This is a genomic window from Scytonema sp. PCC 10023 (assembly GCF_963920835.1).
GTDB lineage: Bacteria > Cyanobacteriota > Cyanobacteriia > Cyanobacteriales > Nostocaceae > Kalymmatonema.
In genome coordinates this window covers 68,000-86,512 of record NZ_CAWUDP010000002.1, presented here as the reverse complement: position 1 = coordinate 86,512, position 18,513 = coordinate 68,000, and the positions used below count along the sequence as shown (strand labels likewise).

The following is an 18,513-nucleotide window of genomic DNA, read 5'->3' as shown; positions in this document are numbered from 1 at the left end:
GATTTTAGATTGAAAATAAATCTCAAATCGAAAAGCAAAAATGCTTGAACTCTGGGGTATTGTCATTGTTTTCATTGTCTGCCCTCTCTTGGGTGCTATACCAGTGATTGCTTGGATCACCCAAGCCATGACAGGGCGGCAGCTAGCACAAATTGGTACAGGCAACATCAGTGTTTCATCTGCTTTTTACCACGGCGGGACGGTAGTTGGAATTCTGGCAGTTTGTTCTGAAGCGATTAAAGGCATTGCCGCAGTCTTGCTTACGCGTGCTTTTTTTGGACACGAATCCGCTTGGGAACTGGTTGCTCTGATTGCCTTAGTCGTAGGTCGATACTCAGCAGGTCGAGGAGCGGGTACGACTAATGTTGCCTGGGGATTTACCGTACACGATCCACTGGCGGCAGTGTTTGTATTCTTGATGGCAAGTGCTAGTTTTACGATTCTGCGCTCTAGGCAACTCGCAAAATTTGGAATTTTAATTTTATTCCCTTTGATAGTAGCGCTCCTGCATTATGAACAGCCAGCAAGAATCATCGCAGCTGTTGCGCTTGCGGCGTTACTTGGTTGGATTTACAAACACATTCCTGATGATTTGAATCTTTCTGTTGGACAAGCAAAACCAGAGTCACAAACAGCGTTGAAATTTTTTCGTGGCGCTCAAGATATTCTGACTTTAGATGACGAGTTGGATGCAGCTTTTGTCGGACAAAAGGCAGCGAGATTAGCCGAAATTAAGCGATGGGGTTATCCAGTGCCAAAGGGGTGGATTATTGGTTTGTACGACGATCCCGAACCATTGATAGAGATACTTCAGCCTTCAGAGTTACTGCCGCTTGTGGTGCGTTCCTCGGCAATCGGAGAAGATACGGAACTTGCTTCCGCAGCTGGGCAGTATGAAACGGTTTTAAATGTGACCAGCAAACAGCAGTTGCGAGAAGCGATCGCCCGCTGTCGAGCTTCCTACAATAGTCAAAGAGCAGTACAGTACCGAAGCGATCGCGGATTATTCGATGCAGCAATGGCGGTACTGATTCAACAACAAGTCCAAGGAGTCTATTCTGGCGTTGCTTTTACTCGCGATCCCATTACTAAGCAAGGCGATGCTGTCGTCATAGAAGCTTTGCCAGGAAACGCGACTGGTGTTGTTTCCGGACGAATCACGCCCGAACAATATCGCGCTTATGTCGTCGAGACAGATAATTTTACTTCCATACAATTAGAGGGACAAGGGAACATACCACCAGCATTAATCAAGCAAGTCGCTTACCTATCTCGCCATTTGGAAGAACGTTACCACGGCATTCCTCAAGACATCGAGTGGACATACGACGGTCAAACGCTTTGGGTATTGCAAACTCGACCCGTAACCACCCTACTACCCATTTGGACGCGTAAAATTGCCGCCGAAGTAATCCCCGGATTCATTCGCCCCTTAACTTGGTCGATTAATCGTCCCTTAACTTGTGGCGTCTGGGGAGGAATTTTTGCTTTGGTGCTGGGTGAACGCGCCGTTGGTTTGGACTTTAATCAAACGGCGACATTGCATTATTCCAGAGCCTACTTTAATGCATCCCTCTTAGGAGAGATTTTCCGCCGCATGGGTTTGCCACCTGAAAGTTTGGAGTTTTTAACTAGGGGAGCAAAAATGAGTAAGCCTCCCTTGGATACTACGTTGCGGAATTTCCCTGGACTGCTGCGTTTGCTTGTGCGTGAGTTTTGTTTAACAATGGATTTTCACTGGGATAATCGTAGACGGTTTGTTCCAGCTTTGTCTCACTTGAGTCAGGAATTGGTAGAAGACCTTGACCCAGCAAGGCTGTTGACAAGAGTTGATAACATTCTGGAGTTACTTCGCCGTGCAACGTACTACAGTATATTAGCTCCGTTAAGTGCAGCTTTGCGGCAAGCAATTTTTCGGGTAAAGGATGGGGAGATTGATAACAGTCGGACGCCAGAGGTAGCGGCGTTGCGAGAGATTCAAGATTTAGCTGTAAATGCGAGACAGGTTTTACCTGACTTTGATCCAGACAAGGTATTTGAGCAGTTGGCGCAAACTCCCGAAGGACAAGAGATTGTAGAAAAGTTTGACAAGTTACTTCAGCGTTACGGTTATTTGAGTGAAGTAGGAACTGATATTGCTGTTTCCACTTGGAAAGAAGAACCACAGGCGGTTAAGCAGTTGTTTGTGCAGTTTATGCAGACAAACGAACCGCCAAAGCGCCAAGAACGCCAAGGTAAGAGGAAGAGAGGGTTTGTCCAAAGGCGTGTGAATCTCAAGGGACAAGTGACTGAAGTTTATTCTCGACTCTTAGCTGAGTTGCGCTGGTGTTTTGTGGCGTTGGAGGGGATTTGGTTAAAGTCGGGCTTACTTGAGCAGCCAGGAGATATATTTTTCTTAGAGCTTGAGGAAGTGCGGCGTCTTGTTGAAAGTTTTGAGCCAGATTTTGTCGAACAGTTGCAGGACTTAGTGCAACTGAGACGCACACAACTTGCACAAGATAGTCAGCTTAACCCTGTACCCCTTTTAGTCTACGGCAACAATCCTCCCGCATTCCCTTTCCGAACTGAAATCCCCTCGCCTGATCAGGTATTACAAGGCATTCCCGCCAGTCCTGGACAAGCGGAAGGACGGGTAAAGGTGTTGCGAAATTTACAGGCAGTACCGGATATTGACCGAGACACGATTCTGGTCGTACCTTACACAGATTCTGGTTGGGCACCTGTACTCGTTAGGGCTGGAGGACTGATTGCTGAGGCGGGTGGACGACTTTCTCACGGAGCAATCATAGCTCGCGAGTATGGAATTCCCGCTATTATGGATGTTAAAAGTGCGACATGGATATTGCAGGATGGTCAGAGGGTGCGAATTGATGGGTATAGGGGTACTGTGGAAATATCTAACGACTTAAGACCTGATTTACGACCAGAATGAAACTCACTTGCCTAAATGACTTGCCTGAAGAGCCAGTTTCTCACAACGCTGAAATTAAGAAAAAGGTGATGCTGCGTTTCGGCGATTTGCCTCACCTGACTAACTTTTCTCAGTCACGTTTTGCCCCTGGGCACACAGCACCAGCCCACGCCCATCAGGATATGTGCGAGGTTTTCTTTGTTGAGTCTGGTTCTGGTGTGATTCACATTGATGGTAAAGAGTATCCCTTGATACCAGGAAGTTGTGTAGCGGTTGAACCAGGAGAAGTTCATGAAGTTGTGAATAATGGTTCAACTGAGTTGGTTCTCACTTATTTTGGATTACGAGTTGAAAAATAAGCATAGTTATCGCACAGCTTATCAGCGGTAGATAAAATCGAAACACACACGAACTCTGTTCTTCAATTCTTGCAGAAGTTGCTTGTAGAAAACCTCCCGAAAGAATGGGTCTTGTTCAGACGCCCACTCATCAAATAAGTAAATCGGGCGGTCTTCCAGATAAGCTGTCAGGAGAGCAAGGCGTTTACGCTGTCCTTGCGACAGGTCGGTAGTTGACAGCACCCCCTTGTTAACTACCACTTTATGGCTTAACTGAAGTTGGCTGAGATACTCCTGTGCTTTTGCATCCAAGTCAGTCAAGTTAATCCCCAAAATCCGCTCAAATAGATAGAAATCTGAAAAGACCGCAGAAAAAAGTTGACGATACATCTCTCGATTCTGACTAGTAATCGGTTTCCCATCCCAACGAATCTCACCCGTCTCAGGAATGTATAACCCCGCAATCAGTTTTGCCAGTGTGGACTTGCCACTACCATTTCCTCCTACAATAAACACCAGTTCGCCAGGTTGGAATGTTACATCAATTGGACCAAGGGTAAAATGGCTGTCTTCGGCTTCCCGACAATAAATATGAGTAATTTTAATGAGTTCTATGCTATTGAAAAAATATTGCCGTTGAGGTTGTTCAATTGGTATAGTCTCGGAACGACTAGCTAAAGATAGACCCAATGTATCAATTTTTTGTAAAGCAACACTAGCTTGACTTAGGGCTGGTAAGATTTGCAAGATGCTCTGTAGTGGTCGTATAAGATAGGTGATAGTCAGGATATATCCGGACAGAACTGAAGAATTTGTTGGTGTCAGTTTGGGAAGGGCAAAAACTAACAACCCAAGGGTAGTGAAAAAAAGAAGTTCTCCCAAACTATTAGCGATCGCCAAAATCCTCAAGCTGGTAATTTTATAATCCCGCGATGATGCAGCCGTAGCCTGAAGATCTTCAGTTAGAAATGCTTCTTGGCGAGCGCGGTGCAGTTTAAGTTCTTTAATTCCGTCTGTAATTGCATGAAAGTGCTTAAATAGCTGGTCCTGTTCCTCTCGGGCAAGTTTCCACACACCTTGAGCTTTTGATATAAGTAATTGAACAGAAGCAATCACCACTGCCACAAACATGAGTGTAATTAGGAACACACCCCATGAAAGCCGCAATAGATAAGCTAAACAACCTGCAAACAGTGCAATATTAATACAAAGAAAGGGAATGTCGAATACTGCATTAGAGATTGATTGGATATCGTCCGTCAGTGTTGCTAGAAGGCGGTTCGCCCCCAATTCTTCCAACTGACGCAGGGGGCAAGCCAAAATCCAACCGCTCAAGCGCAACCGTAGCTTATAGATAGCTTCTTGAGACAGACCGACGAGTAGAAATTGAGAGAACAGGCTAGCTAAAAAGGTAACAAATGTTAGCCAAATAAAACTCCAGAAACTCTGACTGGTATATGAGGGAGTGCTGTTAACTGTGTTGTTGATCGTTGCAATCAAAAAGGCGCTACATATTCCACTAACAGCGCCTGTAAGGGCAGCACTTACAACAGCAACAAAAGAAGTACGCAGGAGAAACCAGATGAGATTCATGCAGTGGTCAGGGGTAATTTGTTTTTACACACGGCAAAAATTCTAGTGTTCGCGAATAGAATACACGATTTAAAGTCGGTTAATAAATATATCATTAAAGTGAGAGAAGTGCTTAGTAGAACTAGAAACAGGCACTTTCAACAGGGGTATTGATGCGATGAAAATAGCCATCAGTCCTTGAATACATAGTAATATCAAAATTCTTGTGTATTGAGAGTGTTGATAGCTATGTCAACATATAATCACAACCAATTAATAGCGTAATTCTGAGCAAGCTTAAATCAGCAGACCAAGACTTTTAGGAAAGTCAGAAAAATGCAGCAACTAACTTTTATCCGCAAAGGGCGTCTGGAGTGGAGGGAAGAACATATCTTATGCGACGATTGATGCTGTATAGCGATCAAGTTATCGCAGCAAATCAGCAGGTGGATTCGTACCTGCTTCAACTATTAGGCACTCACGCCGCACGCATTGGCTATATTTCCTCGTCAAGCGATCCAAAACGTCAGTATTTTACAGTAAAACAACAGTACTATCAGCAGTATGGTCTCGAATCGCTCTACGTTGAACTCGATGTGGAATACAAAACAGACCTTCTGGATCCGTTGTTTGCCTGTGATGCGATTCATTTATCTGGCGGTAATACGTATTACTTCTTGTACTGGCTCCAGCAACGCGGTTTGATGGAGCGGCTGCAGCACTATGCTCTCCATCAAGGCGTGTTAATTGGCATTTCGGCTGGCGCAATTATAATGACAGCGGAGATAGGCTCGGCGCGGCTGTGTGGTGATGCGCCGTATCCACCCCTTACCACCTACCAGGGATTAGGTTTAGTAGAGTTTGCGTTTGTGCCGCATGTGCAGGATACACCAGACGAGTATACCCGTATGCAGGCATATGCCAACCACCAGCAACGAGTGCTATACGGCTGTCATGATGGGGATGGGATTGTAGTCGTTGGTGAAACGGTTACGTTAGTTGGCAATGTTGTAACCATGACACCGACAAACGCATGAGTTATGGTTATAGGCTGTACCCTCGATTTCTTCAAGTACTGCAATGTAAGCTGAAATTGCTACAACGCGCCTTGTTGCATAAGAAAAAAGGGTCGAATAATCGCCATAGACTAAATTGGAAGATTGCACGACTTCATCAACGCATTGCCGATACTCGTAAAGACTGGCAATTTAAATTAGCTCATAAGCTTTGCGATGATGCCGGAATGATGTTTGTTGAAGATATTGATTTCCGAACGTGGGCTAAAGGGATGCTGGGTAAGCATACTTTAGATGCAGGATTTGGGCAATTTATCGAAATTCTAAAATGGGTATGTTGGAAACGTGGTGTGTACTTTGACAAAGTAAACAAAGACTACACTTCACCTAAAATAACGCGTTCGTATGGAAGCCCCGAAGTGTGTCTGTCAAGAAATTAAATGAATTGACAGACACACGTTATTTATATCGGGGCAGGAAGGAGATCTCGGCAGATTTATCTGCCGTCATAATTCCTCGCCCAAACTTCAATTAATTCACTGATACTAGTGTTTTGTTGTATAGCTATTTCTTGTAATTTCTTCCATGCCGTCGGAGTAAGCATTAATCTATGAACGCTTTTCATCTCATCATATAAAGCAGGAATATTCCTAAGCCTTTTTTTACCTTTGCCTGTTGACATTTTTAGAACAACGTCTATATACTAAAGTAAGGTTAACAAATAGATAGGGGGTGATGTCAAGTGGCTCGGAGTACGACTCCATCCTTCATAACAGAAGTGCCGTTAATTGTAGACAGCAAGCAGGAAGCAGAGTTACTCTCTCGTTTTCAAGCAGGAAGACAGCTATATAATGCTTGTTTAAACGAAGCGATGAAGCGGCTAGAACTAGTGCGCAATTCCGAGCTATACAAGGCTGCTAGGAAGATTTCTAGGACTAAGAAGAAAGAACGCGGTGACGCTTTCAAGAAAGCAAGAGAACGGTACAGATATTCGGAATATGACTTGCACGCTTTCGCCACAATAACAAGTAAGAATTCTAAGTGGATAGCCGAAAAAATAGATTCTAACACTCAACAGAAACTAGCTACACGGGCATTCAAAGCAAGTGAGAGAGTTATGCTGGGTGTCGCTCTAGATGTGCGGTACAAAGTACCAAGCCGTTTCCGCTCAATGGAAGGCAAGTCCAACAAAACTGGTATTAGATGGAAAGACGATTGTTTGGTATGGGGCAAGCTCATACTAAAACCAATTGTTGACCCAACAAACCAAGTCATTCGGCATGGACTTGAGTCTCCTGTTAAGTATGTTCGGTTGTTGTGGCGCATTTTGAATGGTAAACGTCGTTGGTACGCTCAGTTAATTAATGAAGGATTGCCTTACCAAAAAGAAAAAAACTACATTCTTCACGGTTTAATTGGTTTGGATTTAAATATATCCAATATTGCCTTTGTTGGAGATAATAAGGCGGGATTATTACCTTTTGCAGAAAAAGTTCCCACCTATGAGCATGAGATTACTGTACTGCAAAGAAAGATGCAGCGTTCCCAACGGGTCAATAATCCAGACAATTACGAGCCAGATTTTGAAATTAAGAAAGGTCATCGCACTGTCAAGAAAAAAGGTAAGGTAAAAAAAGGCAAGTGGGGATGGAAGCGCTCCAGAAATTATAAAAAAGCTGCCCAAAAGAAACGAGAATTGCAACGTAAAAAAGCAGCATATGCTAAAAGCCAAAACCGCAAAACAGTTAACGAAATTTTGCGGCATGGCAACGTAATTAAGACTGAAAAAGTCAGTGTAAAAGGTTGGCAGAAGCGTTATGGTAAAGCCATATCTGCCAAGTCTCCCAGTTTCGTTCAATCGGAATTGCAACGCAAAGTTGAAAAAACTGGCGGTCAATTCATCACTTTTTCTACTTCATCGACGGCACTCTCTCAAACTCATTTAGACGGTAGTCGTACCAAGAAATCTCTGTCTCAACGAGTTCATCATGATGCAACAGGTATTAAAATGCATCGCGATTTGTTTAGTGCGTACTTGAGTAGATTCGTTAATCAAGACGATAGACTGTCAGTGCAAGATGCCCGTAACGGGTATCGTGGGGCGGAGCCGCTCCTAACAGAGGCATGGCAGGAGTCTTTAAACCGCGAACGAGTAGGCTCGTCCTTTCTTTGGGTTGATTGCCCTAGAGCGGTTCTCTGACAAGCTGAAAAACGTTGACCAGATAGCCAACTCGCGCAGGAGTTCGGGCAACAAGTCAACGCCAACTTTCAGCCAGAATCCGCGCTTTTATAAAGCGCGGTGTGGCTCAAAAGTATGCCTACAATGTAATACCTACACCGGGAAAAAGGAATTAAAGGACAGAGTTTATTCTTGTCCTGAATGCGGCTACATCACTCATCGAGACGTAGCAGCCGCACAAGTGATCCGCAATCGTGGTGAGACAGCGCTATGCAGGAGGGTTTCCCGACAGCCAGGCGACTGCGTGCCTCTTACAGAGGAGCTACGCTAACGCCGAAGGCGTGTCGAAGACATACCCGAAGGGGATCTCTGGGCTCTTGTCGCAGCCTGGAAGAAAATGCCTGTGGAAACGGTCTGACGGGGACTGGCAACAGTCTAGTTAAGAGTCGAAAAAGCAGCGAAGTTGGGTGGAGAGGCATCTCTTAAGAGTGCCTCCTAACATATGCCTGAGAATCCCCGCGCATTTATGCCGGGGAGTACGTCAACCAGATATATCAGTATCCCCTACGACTCGCAAGATTCCCCAAAGTCCCTGCGAGACAGCCCACTTTAGCACGCCGCTGCGGTAGGCGTGGTCGCCCGTATGCTCGGGGATGAACTCAAAGGTGCGGATCGTGGCGCAGCTGATGGCCGACTCGGAGGCCACCTTCGGCTGCTTCTCGCGAGAGAGAAACCGCCATTCTGGCCAGGTAACTCCATGAATGGTGAAGCTGTGGTTGCGCGGCTTGTCGCACGCGCCCACCAGATGGAAGCGCACTGTCTTTCCCACAGGCACGCACCACACTGGCGTAGCGGGGTTCGGGTTCGCTAACCAATCCCTAGAGTTTGCGCAATCACAGCGCGGTTCATCGTTCGGTCCCACAGGCTCAGTGCGATAGTTAAACCCCTTCTGCCCCTGGTCTTCGGGGTCGGGTTCGTCTTCGCCGGGATCTGCCGGAATATCAGGAATCGGGAAGTTGACGTTACCGTTCAGATAGAGACGCAGCCCATCCTGGAGCAGAAGGACGATCTCTTCGCTTTGCTCCTCACCGCGAAGGATTGTTGCCCGCGTGCCGTACCATGCTTCCGGTGCATTTTCGCTGGCTGTCGCCTCGTTCTCGCCCACTGCTAACGGTGTGGCGTCCTCGGCCTCGACGATGAGCGCACCAATTAAGCCATGGTGGCGGTGGTTGCGGAAGTCCGCCATGTCCTGTAGCAACACGGGGCCGATTGGCTCATCGGCGTTGGATCTTCTGGGAAGCCGGGTGGCGTACCAGGTGTAGGTGCGACTGGCACCGGGCGGGATCGTCTGCTCGGGGTTCAGTCCTACATTGGCACCATCGTCCCGCGTGATGTCATACTCCAGAAGATCCGCGTGTAGAGAGACGTGGCTGGACACGGGGCGTTCCGGACGGAACGTGCGGGGGTCGCGCTCCTCCACCGGCACTTTCGGCGCAAACGGCTCCGGGTGCAGGTGTTCCGGAAGGCGGTTTTCCACCGTCACCTTCACCCACTCCCCTTCGCGACAGCGCAGCACGAGGGGCTCGAGTATGCCCGTAGTTGGGACAGGGTGTTCCCTTCCGTCAGGAGAGGTCACCGAGACCAGTCGGTAGACCAGCCCGAACGGATCTACCAGATCTGGCTCCCGATAGACCAGCCGTCGGGGTTCTGCAACCACGTGGAAGGAGCGAACACTGGCACCACACGGAACCTTGGTTTCTGGAGCCGCTTCGACCTCGACGACCACCGGTAAGGACGCCTCCCCCCCAGTTGTCACGGTATCTGTCTGGGCTACGGGAACTGTCTCCTCCCCTTCTGCTGCTGTGTCTTCATCTTGCAGTCGGCGCAGGTCTCCGGTCTCCGACGGTAGTGCGGATTTCTGGAAGGCGCGAATGAGGCCCCAACAGCCTAGCCACAGGTCGTCCGCGCCAGAGAGCTTGTAAAGGTAGTCTCCGGGACCAAACTGCTCGTGGTTGATAAAGGTAAACGCCTCCGCGATGCCAAACGTCTGCTGGTTGCGGACGGGGGAGTCCACATTCACGCGGAAGCGTCGCCAGCGCATGCCGTGGATCTGGAAGCTGTGCTGCTCCTCGTGGGAGCCCTGTACCAGCCGAAACCAGATCGGGTCGTTCTCGAACGCAGCGAACCGGGTAGTGGCTGGATCCGGGTGGTGGCGGGAGCTAAACCAGAAAGCGGGATCGCCCCCGCGCTCGCGAATGGGCTCGTTGCGATAGTTCAGTGCCATGACGCCCTGGTCCCCGTGGCCGCCGGGGTGTGCCGGCGGGTTGAGCGGCTCTCCAGTGCGGTCGAACATGGGGATAAAATCCCCGATGGCAATGCAGAACTCACGAACCCAGTTCGTGTCCGGAAGCCCTTCCGCACGTGCGACCTTGGTCTGCACGCTTTCACGGAGTTTGAGCCTAGCCTGCAGGCCGCTAACGATCTCGCGGTTGGAGAAGTTGTCATAGAACTTTGCGCCAATGGGCTCCACAATTAGCGCCCCGAACAGGCCGTGCTTTTGACGGTAGTTGGCGAAGAGGTGATCGTGGAAGAAGATCGTCCCGAACTCCTGGTCCGCCCACCAGCGGTAGACCATTTTTCTACCAAGCCGGGGACCGCTGATATAATTCCAGCCTACGCTCGCGCCATCGCCGCAAATGGGGTCGAACTTCACCATGTGGACGTGCATGCTACACTCGCCCTCCCACGGTCGTTCGGGGCACGGGGGGAACGGCGGGTCGAAGGCGGTGCCTTCGATTCTCGGCGGCAGGCGGTTAGCCAGCGTGAGGTTCAGGATCTGTCCGTGTTGGGCCCGGAAAAAGAGCGGCTCCTTCGGACCGGGGCGGCCGTCGGGGTCACCCTCCGCAGCGAGGTAGTACAGGTGCCCGTCTGGATCGAACCAGCCGTGGTCGTTGTACTCGATCCTCTTGCGTGTCACAACCACGTCATGGGAGATGACCTTTCCGTCGTTCTGCTGGAACTCCGGGAGCTTCGCCCACTCCTCGTCCTGCTGCTTGGCCACGCGGTTGCGCGTAAACATCTCGCCCGGCACGGGCTGCTCGTTAAAAGCGTTCCGTTCGAGGTCGGTGGGCAGGAGCCGGTAGTCGAAGTCTGTCGGCATGGCTGTGTTCCGGAGCGGCCACGGGGGCGTGGGTGACTTCTGGCGGATTTCCCCGGGAATGTAGAGCGGGTAGCCGGGCCGTATGGCTGTGGGTTGGGGAGGCGGGTCTCGGTCGGGGAGCGGTAGCAGGCGTTCAATCGGCGTGCCGTCCGGATAGCGCCCGATGCGGCGACCACGGTAGATCGGGTCGCTACTCTGGAGGAAGTCGCCGTCCTTCCCATCTTGCCGAGTCTCGAAGGTGCGGAAAATGCCCCACATGCCCTCGTGGAAGTGGGGGTAGAGGTGGCAGTGCCAGATGACATCCCCGGCGACCTGGTGGCGGTTGCCGGCCCCCCACACGGGCTCAATGGTGTGCCCGGTCTGCGGGCTGAAGGAGATGGCGTCGATTCGCGGGGAATTCTGGTCCTGCGGCACGGCGTGCCATTCGTAGAGGTGGAGGTGGAAGACGTGCGTCTCCTTCACCCCAGCGTGTACGAGCCGGATCCGAACGGGGTCGCCGATGTAGGCCTTGAGGATGGGGGTGACGGGGTCTCCAAACATCCAGGAACTGTGGTGCTGCTCCTCATTAAGGACAGGCAGCTTTAGGAAATGCCCTTCGCGCAGGAGCCGCCAGAGAGTGCGCTCCCGGTTGATCATCGGCTCAGCCCGGTACGAAATGGGCATAATCGGCAGTTGATCCACATGCTCACCATGCCCCCCGCCGCCGTGACCCCCGCTGCTGCCCCGGTCACAAGGGTCGCGCTCTAACAGACCGTGGGGCGGCTGGAACTCCGGTTCGTCGTGGAAGATGATGACGAACTCCCGATGGGCTTCCTTATTGAAGTTAGGGTACGGGCATGGCTTGGGCCAGGGGTGATTGTCGAGGGTCGTGTGCGACTCGCGGATCGACTCCGTCTGGGCCGGACCTGGCGGGAGGATGTCTAGGTACAGCCCGTCCAGCTCTTGGAACGCGCCCCGCTCGTCCTCGGAACGGCGACCGGTGACCGGGTCGCGCCAAATTGAGCCTGTCGGCTCCACCACCAGCGCGCCAAACAGGCCATGGACGTTCGTCCCGTCCTCCCCGCCGGAATAGTTCCCGCCATCGTGGAAGGGGAAGACGCCTTCATGGTTGCAAATCCACGTGTATATTCGTCGTCCATCGGGCGGCGTAAGGCTGGAATCGTTCTCGCCTACGTGGGAGCCATCATCCATCTTCACGTCGTATCCGTCCCCGACGAGGTGGAGACCCACATGCCGCCCACTTACCTCGTTGTGGAGATCCACCTGAAGGCGATCGCACTTCCGAGCGCGTAGCACGAGTGGACGCACAAGGGGATGCGGCTGGCGCGCTTCCTGAGGGTTGGATGGCAGAGAAACGCCGATCTTCTGCGCGCGCTCCTTCGCCTGCTTGTACCATTCTTCCGGCATATCGTCGTGTCCGCCATGGTCGCCTGCTCCTTGCGGTAAGCCGACCCTTGCTAGTGCCCGGATATATTTCAGAATCGGGACGTTTTCGGTAAGGGCGAAGATGAGACCGTTGTGGTCGTGATCCCCTTCTTTATTGAAATAGATTGTTATTTGAAGCGCCGTGACGTGATAGGTGAGCGTTGAGATGGAACTGTCTGATGCTGTCGGATTTTCTTCCTTCATATGTTTCTCCTAAGAACGTTCTTAAGCTGAAGAATTACTTGACAGGCTGTGTGGCTTGCACTCGCAGATTATTGCTTCAGCGAGTGTTCGGTTGCGGGAGGTTCCGCAACTTCACTCCTCATGTGCCCCAAAATATGTAGTAGATTTACGTATTATATTTACAACATCAAAACAACCAAATTCCACAGGTTGATTGAAACTTATACGATTTAATTTTCTCAAACTAGACCAGTGATTCGGTGAAAATAAAATCTTTTTGGGTAATTCAACCCGCTTTTTGGGTGAATTCCCTAATGAACAAATACCTAGCCCGTTTTACCAAAGCCGGGCTTTTCACTTTAAGGTATCTGAGTTCGACGTAAGCACTTTATACCAAGTTGCCAAAGTTAGTATTGTTACATTTTTGACATTGAACACAGCCAAGTAAATCCCACCTTTTAGTCTCACTGGACATGCGGTTGTGGTGATTCTTATTGGACAAACTCAAACTGGATTACCAATCGGGATGCAAATTGTCGGCAAGCGCTGGAAAGAGATGGAATTGCTGGCTATTGCCCAACAACTTACTCAAATCACCAGAGACTTCCAACACCCACCTGGTTATTAAGAGCAATTTTAACCATAGCAGCAATAATCCTGCACTTTAAGACTTTTTAGGATATCCAAAAAGCTAGAAATCTATTTCCAAATCTATAAAAATTTAATAAATTAATGCAAATTCACATCTAGAGTAACAACACAATTAGCGTGAAAATATTTTAATATTAATACTCTACATTACAAAAACAGAATAATTATAGAGGAAATTCCCAGCAGGGTGTATACCAGAAGTAGATAATTCGAGGTATGTACTACCAACAATACAGCCAATGAAACACCGCGCACTGCTGTTAGTCAATCATCATGCCCGCCAAGCACAAAAGCGCTTACCTGAGGTGAAACGCACTCTTGAGCAACTGGGCTTGAATTTGATTGAGGAGTCTACTGAACAACCACAACACCTTTATGATGTCATCAAACGTTATCAGCACGAAGTTGACTTAGTTATCGTTGGTGGTGGTGATGGCACTCTCAATGCTGCGGTAGATGCTTTGGTAGAAACGCAGTTAACACTGGGTATTCTACCTTTGGGAACCGCCAACGACTTAGCTAGGACTTTGGGAATTCCTAACTCTCTCCCCGACGCCTGTAAAATTATTGCTAATGGTGAAGTACGACGCATTGATTTGGGATCGGTAAATGGTAAACACTTTTTCAACGTTGCAAGCTGTGGGCTGAGTGTGAAAATTACGCAGCGACTGACTAAAAAAGCCAAGCGTCGTTGGGGAATATTGGCTTACCTGATCACAGCATTGCAAGTCATTTGGGAATCTCGACCTTTTAGCGTAGAGATTCGCATGAATGACCAATCAATAAGAGTGAAAACGGTGCAAATTGCCGTAGGAAATGGTCGATATTACGGCGGTGGAATGGCAGTAGTTCCTGATGCCACCATTGATGATCAAAGGTTGGATCTGTACAGCTTGGAAATTGAACGCTGGTGGCAAATTATTCCCTTATTACCTGCCATGCGACAAGGACGACACATTCATTCGCAGAGTGTTCGCGCCTTTAGTGGTCAAGAAATTGAAATTTATACACGCAAACCGCGCCCTATCAATACAGATGGTGAAATTACAACCTACACTCCTGCTCACTTCCGCGTCATCCCGAACGCTTTAAGCGTTTTAGTACCATCAAATGAATCATGAATGATGAATAAGTACGTTAAAAAAGAAGAGAATTCATAATTCATAATTCATAATTACAATGCATCTAAAATTTTCCCAAGATATTAAGTTCCTGCTGCAAAGGTTAGGTCAACAGCCACTAAGTCTTGGCGATATTCTAGCAGAAACCTCAGAACGTGGTTTTAGCTTGGTAATAGTATTATTGGTTTTGCCATTTTTGTTTCCTGTCCCACCTGGGTTAACTGGACCATTCGGTGGAGCTTGCTTGATATTGTCAGTACAGATGGCTTTGGGAAGGCGATCGCCTTGGCTTCCTAAAAAAATTGCTACATATAAATTTCCCCGTGGGTTTACCCAGATAATTTTAAGTCATCTACAAAAAGTAACCAAAATATTAGAAAAAATTACCCGTCCCCGATTGGCAAAAATAGCAGAGAATCCTTTTACTTGGCGATTAAACGGTCTTTGTATTTCTTGGTTAGCAATCTTGCTAATTTTACCAATTCCTCTTACCAATCCTATCCCTCCAGTGGGAATATTACTCTTGGCAGTAGCCACTATAGAATCTGATGGTTTATTGATGTGCGTTGGCTACGTTTTCACCGTTTTGACGAGTTTCCTATTTGGATTCATCATTTATGCTTTGTGGATGGCTCCCAGTTTATTGCCACAAGTTTTCCAATAATTTGTTGAGATTAGGTGTAAGTTGTCATATGGAAAAGGTGAAAGTAAATTTTAATTTTTCATTTGAATTGTTTTGCCTACCTACATCATTCATAAGAAAAACCCTCAGCCACAGACTGAGGGCGGCAATTAGGGTGCATCTACCATCTCTTTATCCGCGATGAATATCTCTGATTCCGGAAAAATTCAAAAAAGCAGGGGGAAAGGAGGAGACTATTTTTGCTTATCCTCCAGACCGCGCACTCGTTTAAGTACCGGAATATACTGGTTAATCATCCAGATAAGAACCTCTATTGTGGAGTCTCCTTGCTGAATGCGGTTTTTGCTTTGTATGCCAATAAGTATTGTTTGAATAATGAACAACCCAGTAATTATTTGGCGATAGAACACTTGACGAGTGCTTTGGCGTTGCTTGCGCTGAGAGTGCATTTGTTTACCTCACCTCAATTTCAAATCGAGGTTAAGGTTGGGGTCTATTGACAAGTAAATTTTCCCAAGCAAGCTCAAAAGCCTCTTAGAATCTACATAGGGTGCTTGGGAAAGATGTCTCGCTTGGGACAGCCTACGTTTTTTTTGAAAAAATTTTTGCTGTTTGATTGCAATACTCAGATGGGGCGGAATCTTAGCTACGATGCTGGTAGAGAACAAGCAAAGATATTGCTTAGTGCCTTACTGTCCTTTATGGAAGATTTGGGGGAATCAAAGGACTGTAAAGCCGATTGGCAAGCGGGTACTGAGTTATGGGTGACGCATTCCACCTTGGAAGGACTGGCAGAACTGACGAAGAGATATGGTGATAGCTTAGACACGGAGGAAATTAGGAATGCGCTTCGCTGTCTGATAGCCTTGAAAATTATCGATGACAAACGCGAACAAATTAGCGCCACCACCAAAACAAACTCAAAGGTGTGGCGTTTTGCGTTAAGCTTTCCCAGTATCGACACAGAAGAAAACCTCAACTGGTTGTTTGAATCAGATGGGGAATGGGATAAACGCCGCCAAGCTCAAAAATCCAAGCCTGGTAAAGTTCCCAAGCATACAGCAGCAAAATCTCAGGGCGTTGACTGGTCGAAAATCTGCCGCACCATGTTGGAAAAGCAGAAGCGCCTCACCACAAATGAGCTGCTATTTGCTAATGAGGACATGAAGTTTGAGCTAGACGACATTCATGTTCCCCTAGCACTGATGCAGCGTACCAAACCCGATAGGCGCAGTGGGGATGTTTCACCAGAACAAGGTTCCCAACTCTTACAACCAAGTGGGTACGAGGAAAAGCACCGGTTTAAGCACGAGGATTTTTTGGCGGAAGTCCTGGAAAAAGGCGTCGGCAAAACCTACGTGAGGAAATGGGCGATCCAAAACAGCAAGGTTCCTTATTTTGGTGGGCGCTACGGTTGGGATGGCTGAATGAAATTGGACTTGCAGCGGAGTCAGTAACTAAAGAGAAAGTTTACGCTTTCTACCATCCCACTTTTCAGGAATATTTCGCGGCGCTGGCGATCGCCGATTGGCATTTTTTCCTCAACCACATTCCCGACAACCCCGTGCAAGGTACTTACCGCATTTTTGAGCCGCACTGGAAAGAGGTGATTTTGCTCTGGTTGGGGCGTGATAAAGATGAAGTGCCAGATAAACACAAGGAAGAGTTTATCAAGGCGTTGGTGGAATTCGATGATGGGTTCTACAATCTCTATGGGTTGCAAGCTTACTTCTTAGCAGCAGAGGGTGTTGCAGAATTTGCAGATTGTAGTGCTGATGAGATTGTGATGCAGATTGTCCAGTGGGCTTTTGGTTACTTCGATAGCACACAACAGAAATGGCAGCAATTTTATCCTCTGGACAAGAAAGCTAAGAAATTACTTAGAAAGACTCTTCGTAACAAAGTAATTGTTTCCTTAACTCAATTATTGCAAAATCTTCACGATGAAGAAAATCATAGAAAGGTTATTGATAACAACGGTTTGCCAAATGCCCAATCTATTATTGGGGAAATAGCATTGTCTTTGTTAGAATTATGTCCAGAGCATTTGGAAGCCATAAAAGCAGTAAAAAAGCTAATCAATGATAGTTATAACGAAGGTATATTACCAGGTTTTTTGAAAGAATTTGAATTCAATCATCAAGTGACTTATCTGAAAAAACTTATTTTATCGGATTCAGACCACAACGAAAAATCAACTGAAAATTACGACCCAGAAAATTGTACTCTTAGTAGCCCAGAAGAAATTATTGACTTGATTTACTTGCTGAAAAATTCTGAAAATGGTAATGCTCTGCAAGCTGAAGCCATGTCTAAATTACAAAAAATAGTGACTGGTAATCCAAAGGCAATTCCTCCCCTTATTCAAGTTATAAAACAGTCACTTCGATCTCCTCAAGAAAATGATTACTATCCCTTATTCAAAGCTATAGAATGCATCTCTCGAATCGGTAGTGGTTCCTCAGAGGTTGCTAATGTTTTGATTGAAGTAGTAAGTAAGGATTCAGATTATAGTAATGATGCTATTAAGCCCAAAGCTATCGGTGCTTTGATAAGCATTGGTGCTGGCAACCAGGATGTCTTCAACTTTTTGATAACGTTAATACACAATGATAATGAGAAGGACAAATGGAACTGGCATCTTCGTACGAACGCACTTGGAGGATTAGGGGTAATCCTTAGGGGTGATATGTTTTGGTCAGCGGTTACTAACTTAAAGAGATACATACAAAATTCTGTTTCTCAGAATAATCGTGCTTTGTATGTGGAGTCATATTGGACACTTTTCTACTGTGCGGAAAACATGACTTACCCAGCCTTCTACCAAGCATGGCATCAGCAAGAGGGCGAAGGAAATACAAATACTCCCATCACCCAAACCCTCAACCAAGCTGACTTACCCCAAAGCCTTCAAAGTGCGATCGCCAACGACTCCCAACTCAGCCAAACCATCCACCTAATCTGCATCAACACCAGCAAATTCATCAACCCGGATAACCCCGCCGCTAAAATTTACACTGAAATGGTCAAAGGTGGCTGTTCCAAGTGCGAAGATGGCACCCCGAAGACAATGGCGGAACTGCAAACCTATTGGGACTTGCTAGAAAGCAACAAGCGGGTGGTTTTAGTATTTTACGAAAGCAAGGGGTCAACATCCCAAGGATTAAGCCAAGCATTCCTCAACAACATCAGTAAATTTGACGGCGCTATTTGTGTCATCAACCACGAAACCAAAGACGACATTCCCGTAAAATTCTTCACGCCCAGCCAAGCAATTCAAGATTTCGTACAGTGGCTACGAGATATTTGATACT

15 protein-coding genes are annotated in these 18,513 nt (G+C 47.6%); 11 read left to right on the top strand and 4 right to left on the bottom strand.

Annotation, left to right across the window (positions count from 1 at the left end; translation table 11 throughout):
- The first annotated feature begins 40 nt into the window (after positions 1–40).
- Positions 41–2,932 carry a glycerol-3-phosphate acyltransferase gene (locus tag ACM0OZ_RS01830; protein WP_414581130.1) on the top strand — a complete coding sequence of 964 codons (2,892 nt, stop codon included), beginning with the start codon at positions 41–43 and terminating at the stop codon, positions 2,930–2,932.
- Positions 2,929–3,270 carry a cupin domain-containing protein gene (locus ACM0OZ_RS01825; RefSeq protein WP_414581129.1) on the top strand — a complete coding sequence of 114 codons (342 nt, stop codon included), beginning with the start codon at positions 2,929–2,931 and terminating at the stop codon, positions 3,268–3,270. Before ACM0OZ_RS01830 ends, ACM0OZ_RS01825 begins: the two co-directional genes overlap by 4 nt.
- 21 nt (positions 3,271–3,291) lie before the next feature.
- Here the strand turns inward: ACM0OZ_RS01825 and ACM0OZ_RS01820 are convergent, their stop codons facing one another.
- Positions 3,292–4,842, bottom strand: a complete 1,551-nt coding sequence (locus ACM0OZ_RS01820; protein ID WP_414581128.1) for a cyclic peptide export ABC transporter — start codon at positions 4,840–4,842, stop codon at positions 3,292–3,294.
- Between the two features lie 374 nt (positions 4,843–5,216).
- Here ACM0OZ_RS01820 and ACM0OZ_RS01815 point away from each other — a divergent pair, with 374 nt between their 5' ends.
- Both ACM0OZ_RS01815 and ACM0OZ_RS01810 read left to right on the top strand, forming a co-directional pair.
- On the top strand, positions 5,217–5,858 hold the full coding sequence (locus tag ACM0OZ_RS01815) for a Type 1 glutamine amidotransferase-like domain-containing protein (protein WP_414581127.1): 642 nt from the start codon (positions 5,217–5,219) through the stop codon (positions 5,856–5,858).
- The gene (locus tag ACM0OZ_RS01810) at positions 5,855–6,277 is read left to right on the top strand and encodes an RNA-guided endonuclease InsQ/TnpB family protein (RefSeq protein WP_414581126.1); all 423 of its coding nucleotides are present in this window, start codon (positions 5,855–5,857) and stop codon (positions 6,275–6,277) included. The genes ACM0OZ_RS01815 and ACM0OZ_RS01810 overlap by 4 nt, the downstream gene beginning before the upstream one ends.
- Positions 6,278–6,333: 56 nt before the next feature.
- Here the strand turns inward: ACM0OZ_RS01810 and ACM0OZ_RS01805 are convergent, their stop codons facing one another.
- Complete coding sequence (locus ACM0OZ_RS01805; RefSeq protein WP_414581125.1) at positions 6,334–6,519, bottom strand: hypothetical protein; 186 nt, start codon at positions 6,517–6,519, stop codon at positions 6,334–6,336.
- A gap of 60 nt (positions 6,520–6,579) precedes the next feature.
- On the opposite strand from ACM0OZ_RS01805, the gene ACM0OZ_RS01800 reads away from it, so the two are divergent.
- Both ACM0OZ_RS01800 and ACM0OZ_RS01795 read left to right on the top strand, forming a co-directional pair.
- Complete coding sequence (locus tag ACM0OZ_RS01800) at positions 6,580–8,037, top strand: RNA-guided endonuclease TnpB family protein (protein ID WP_414581124.1); 1,458 nt, start codon at positions 6,580–6,582, stop codon at positions 8,035–8,037.
- On the top strand, positions 8,012–8,347 hold the full coding sequence (locus tag ACM0OZ_RS01795) for a zinc ribbon domain-containing protein (RefSeq protein ID WP_414581123.1): 336 nt from the start codon (positions 8,012–8,014) through the stop codon (positions 8,345–8,347). The genes ACM0OZ_RS01800 and ACM0OZ_RS01795 overlap by 26 nt, the downstream gene beginning before the upstream one ends.
- 210 nt (positions 8,348–8,557) lie before the next feature.
- Here ACM0OZ_RS01795 and ACM0OZ_RS01790 read toward each other — a convergent pair whose 3' ends face one another.
- Positions 8,558–12,805, bottom strand: coding sequence for a multicopper oxidase domain-containing protein (locus tag ACM0OZ_RS01790; RefSeq protein WP_414581122.1), 4,248 nt, complete (start codon positions 12,803–12,805; stop codon positions 8,558–8,560).
- 427 nt (positions 12,806–13,232) lie between these two features.
- On the opposite strand from ACM0OZ_RS01790, the gene ACM0OZ_RS01785 reads away from it, so the two are divergent.
- From ACM0OZ_RS01785 to ACM0OZ_RS01775, 3 genes are all read left to right on the top strand, one after another.
- Positions 13,233–13,412, top strand: a complete 180-nt coding sequence (locus ACM0OZ_RS01785; protein WP_414581265.1) for an amidase family protein — start codon at positions 13,233–13,235, stop codon at positions 13,410–13,412.
- Positions 13,413–13,674: 262 nt separating this feature from the next.
- Positions 13,675–14,556, top strand: a complete 882-nt coding sequence (locus ACM0OZ_RS01780; RefSeq protein WP_414581121.1) for a lipid kinase — start codon at positions 13,675–13,677, stop codon at positions 14,554–14,556.
- Positions 14,557–14,614: 58 nt separating this feature from the next.
- A complete protein-coding gene (locus ACM0OZ_RS01775; RefSeq protein WP_414581120.1) occupies positions 14,615–15,220 on the top strand; it encodes an exopolysaccharide biosynthesis protein in 606 nt (201 codons plus the stop codon).
- A 212-nt stretch (positions 15,221–15,432) separates the two neighbouring features.
- On the opposite strand, the gene ACM0OZ_RS01770 is transcribed toward ACM0OZ_RS01775, so the two are convergent.
- The gene (locus tag ACM0OZ_RS01770; RefSeq protein ID WP_414581119.1) at positions 15,433–15,648 is read right to left on the bottom strand and encodes a hypothetical protein; all 216 of its coding nucleotides are present in this window, start codon (positions 15,646–15,648) and stop codon (positions 15,433–15,435) included.
- A 156-nt stretch (positions 15,649–15,804) separates the two neighbouring features.
- Here ACM0OZ_RS01770 and ACM0OZ_RS01765 point away from each other — a divergent pair, with 156 nt between their 5' ends.
- Together ACM0OZ_RS01765 and ACM0OZ_RS01760 are read left to right on the top strand one after the other, a co-directional pair.
- On the top strand, positions 15,805–16,626 hold the full coding sequence (locus tag ACM0OZ_RS01765; RefSeq protein ID WP_414581118.1) for a hypothetical protein: 822 nt from the start codon (positions 15,805–15,807) through the stop codon (positions 16,624–16,626).
- Positions 16,566–18,509, top strand: coding sequence for a hypothetical protein (locus ACM0OZ_RS01760; RefSeq protein ID WP_414581117.1), 1,944 nt, complete (start codon positions 16,566–16,568; stop codon positions 18,507–18,509). The genes ACM0OZ_RS01765 and ACM0OZ_RS01760 overlap by 61 nt, the downstream gene beginning before the upstream one ends.
- Positions 18,510–18,513 lie beyond the last annotated feature (4 nt).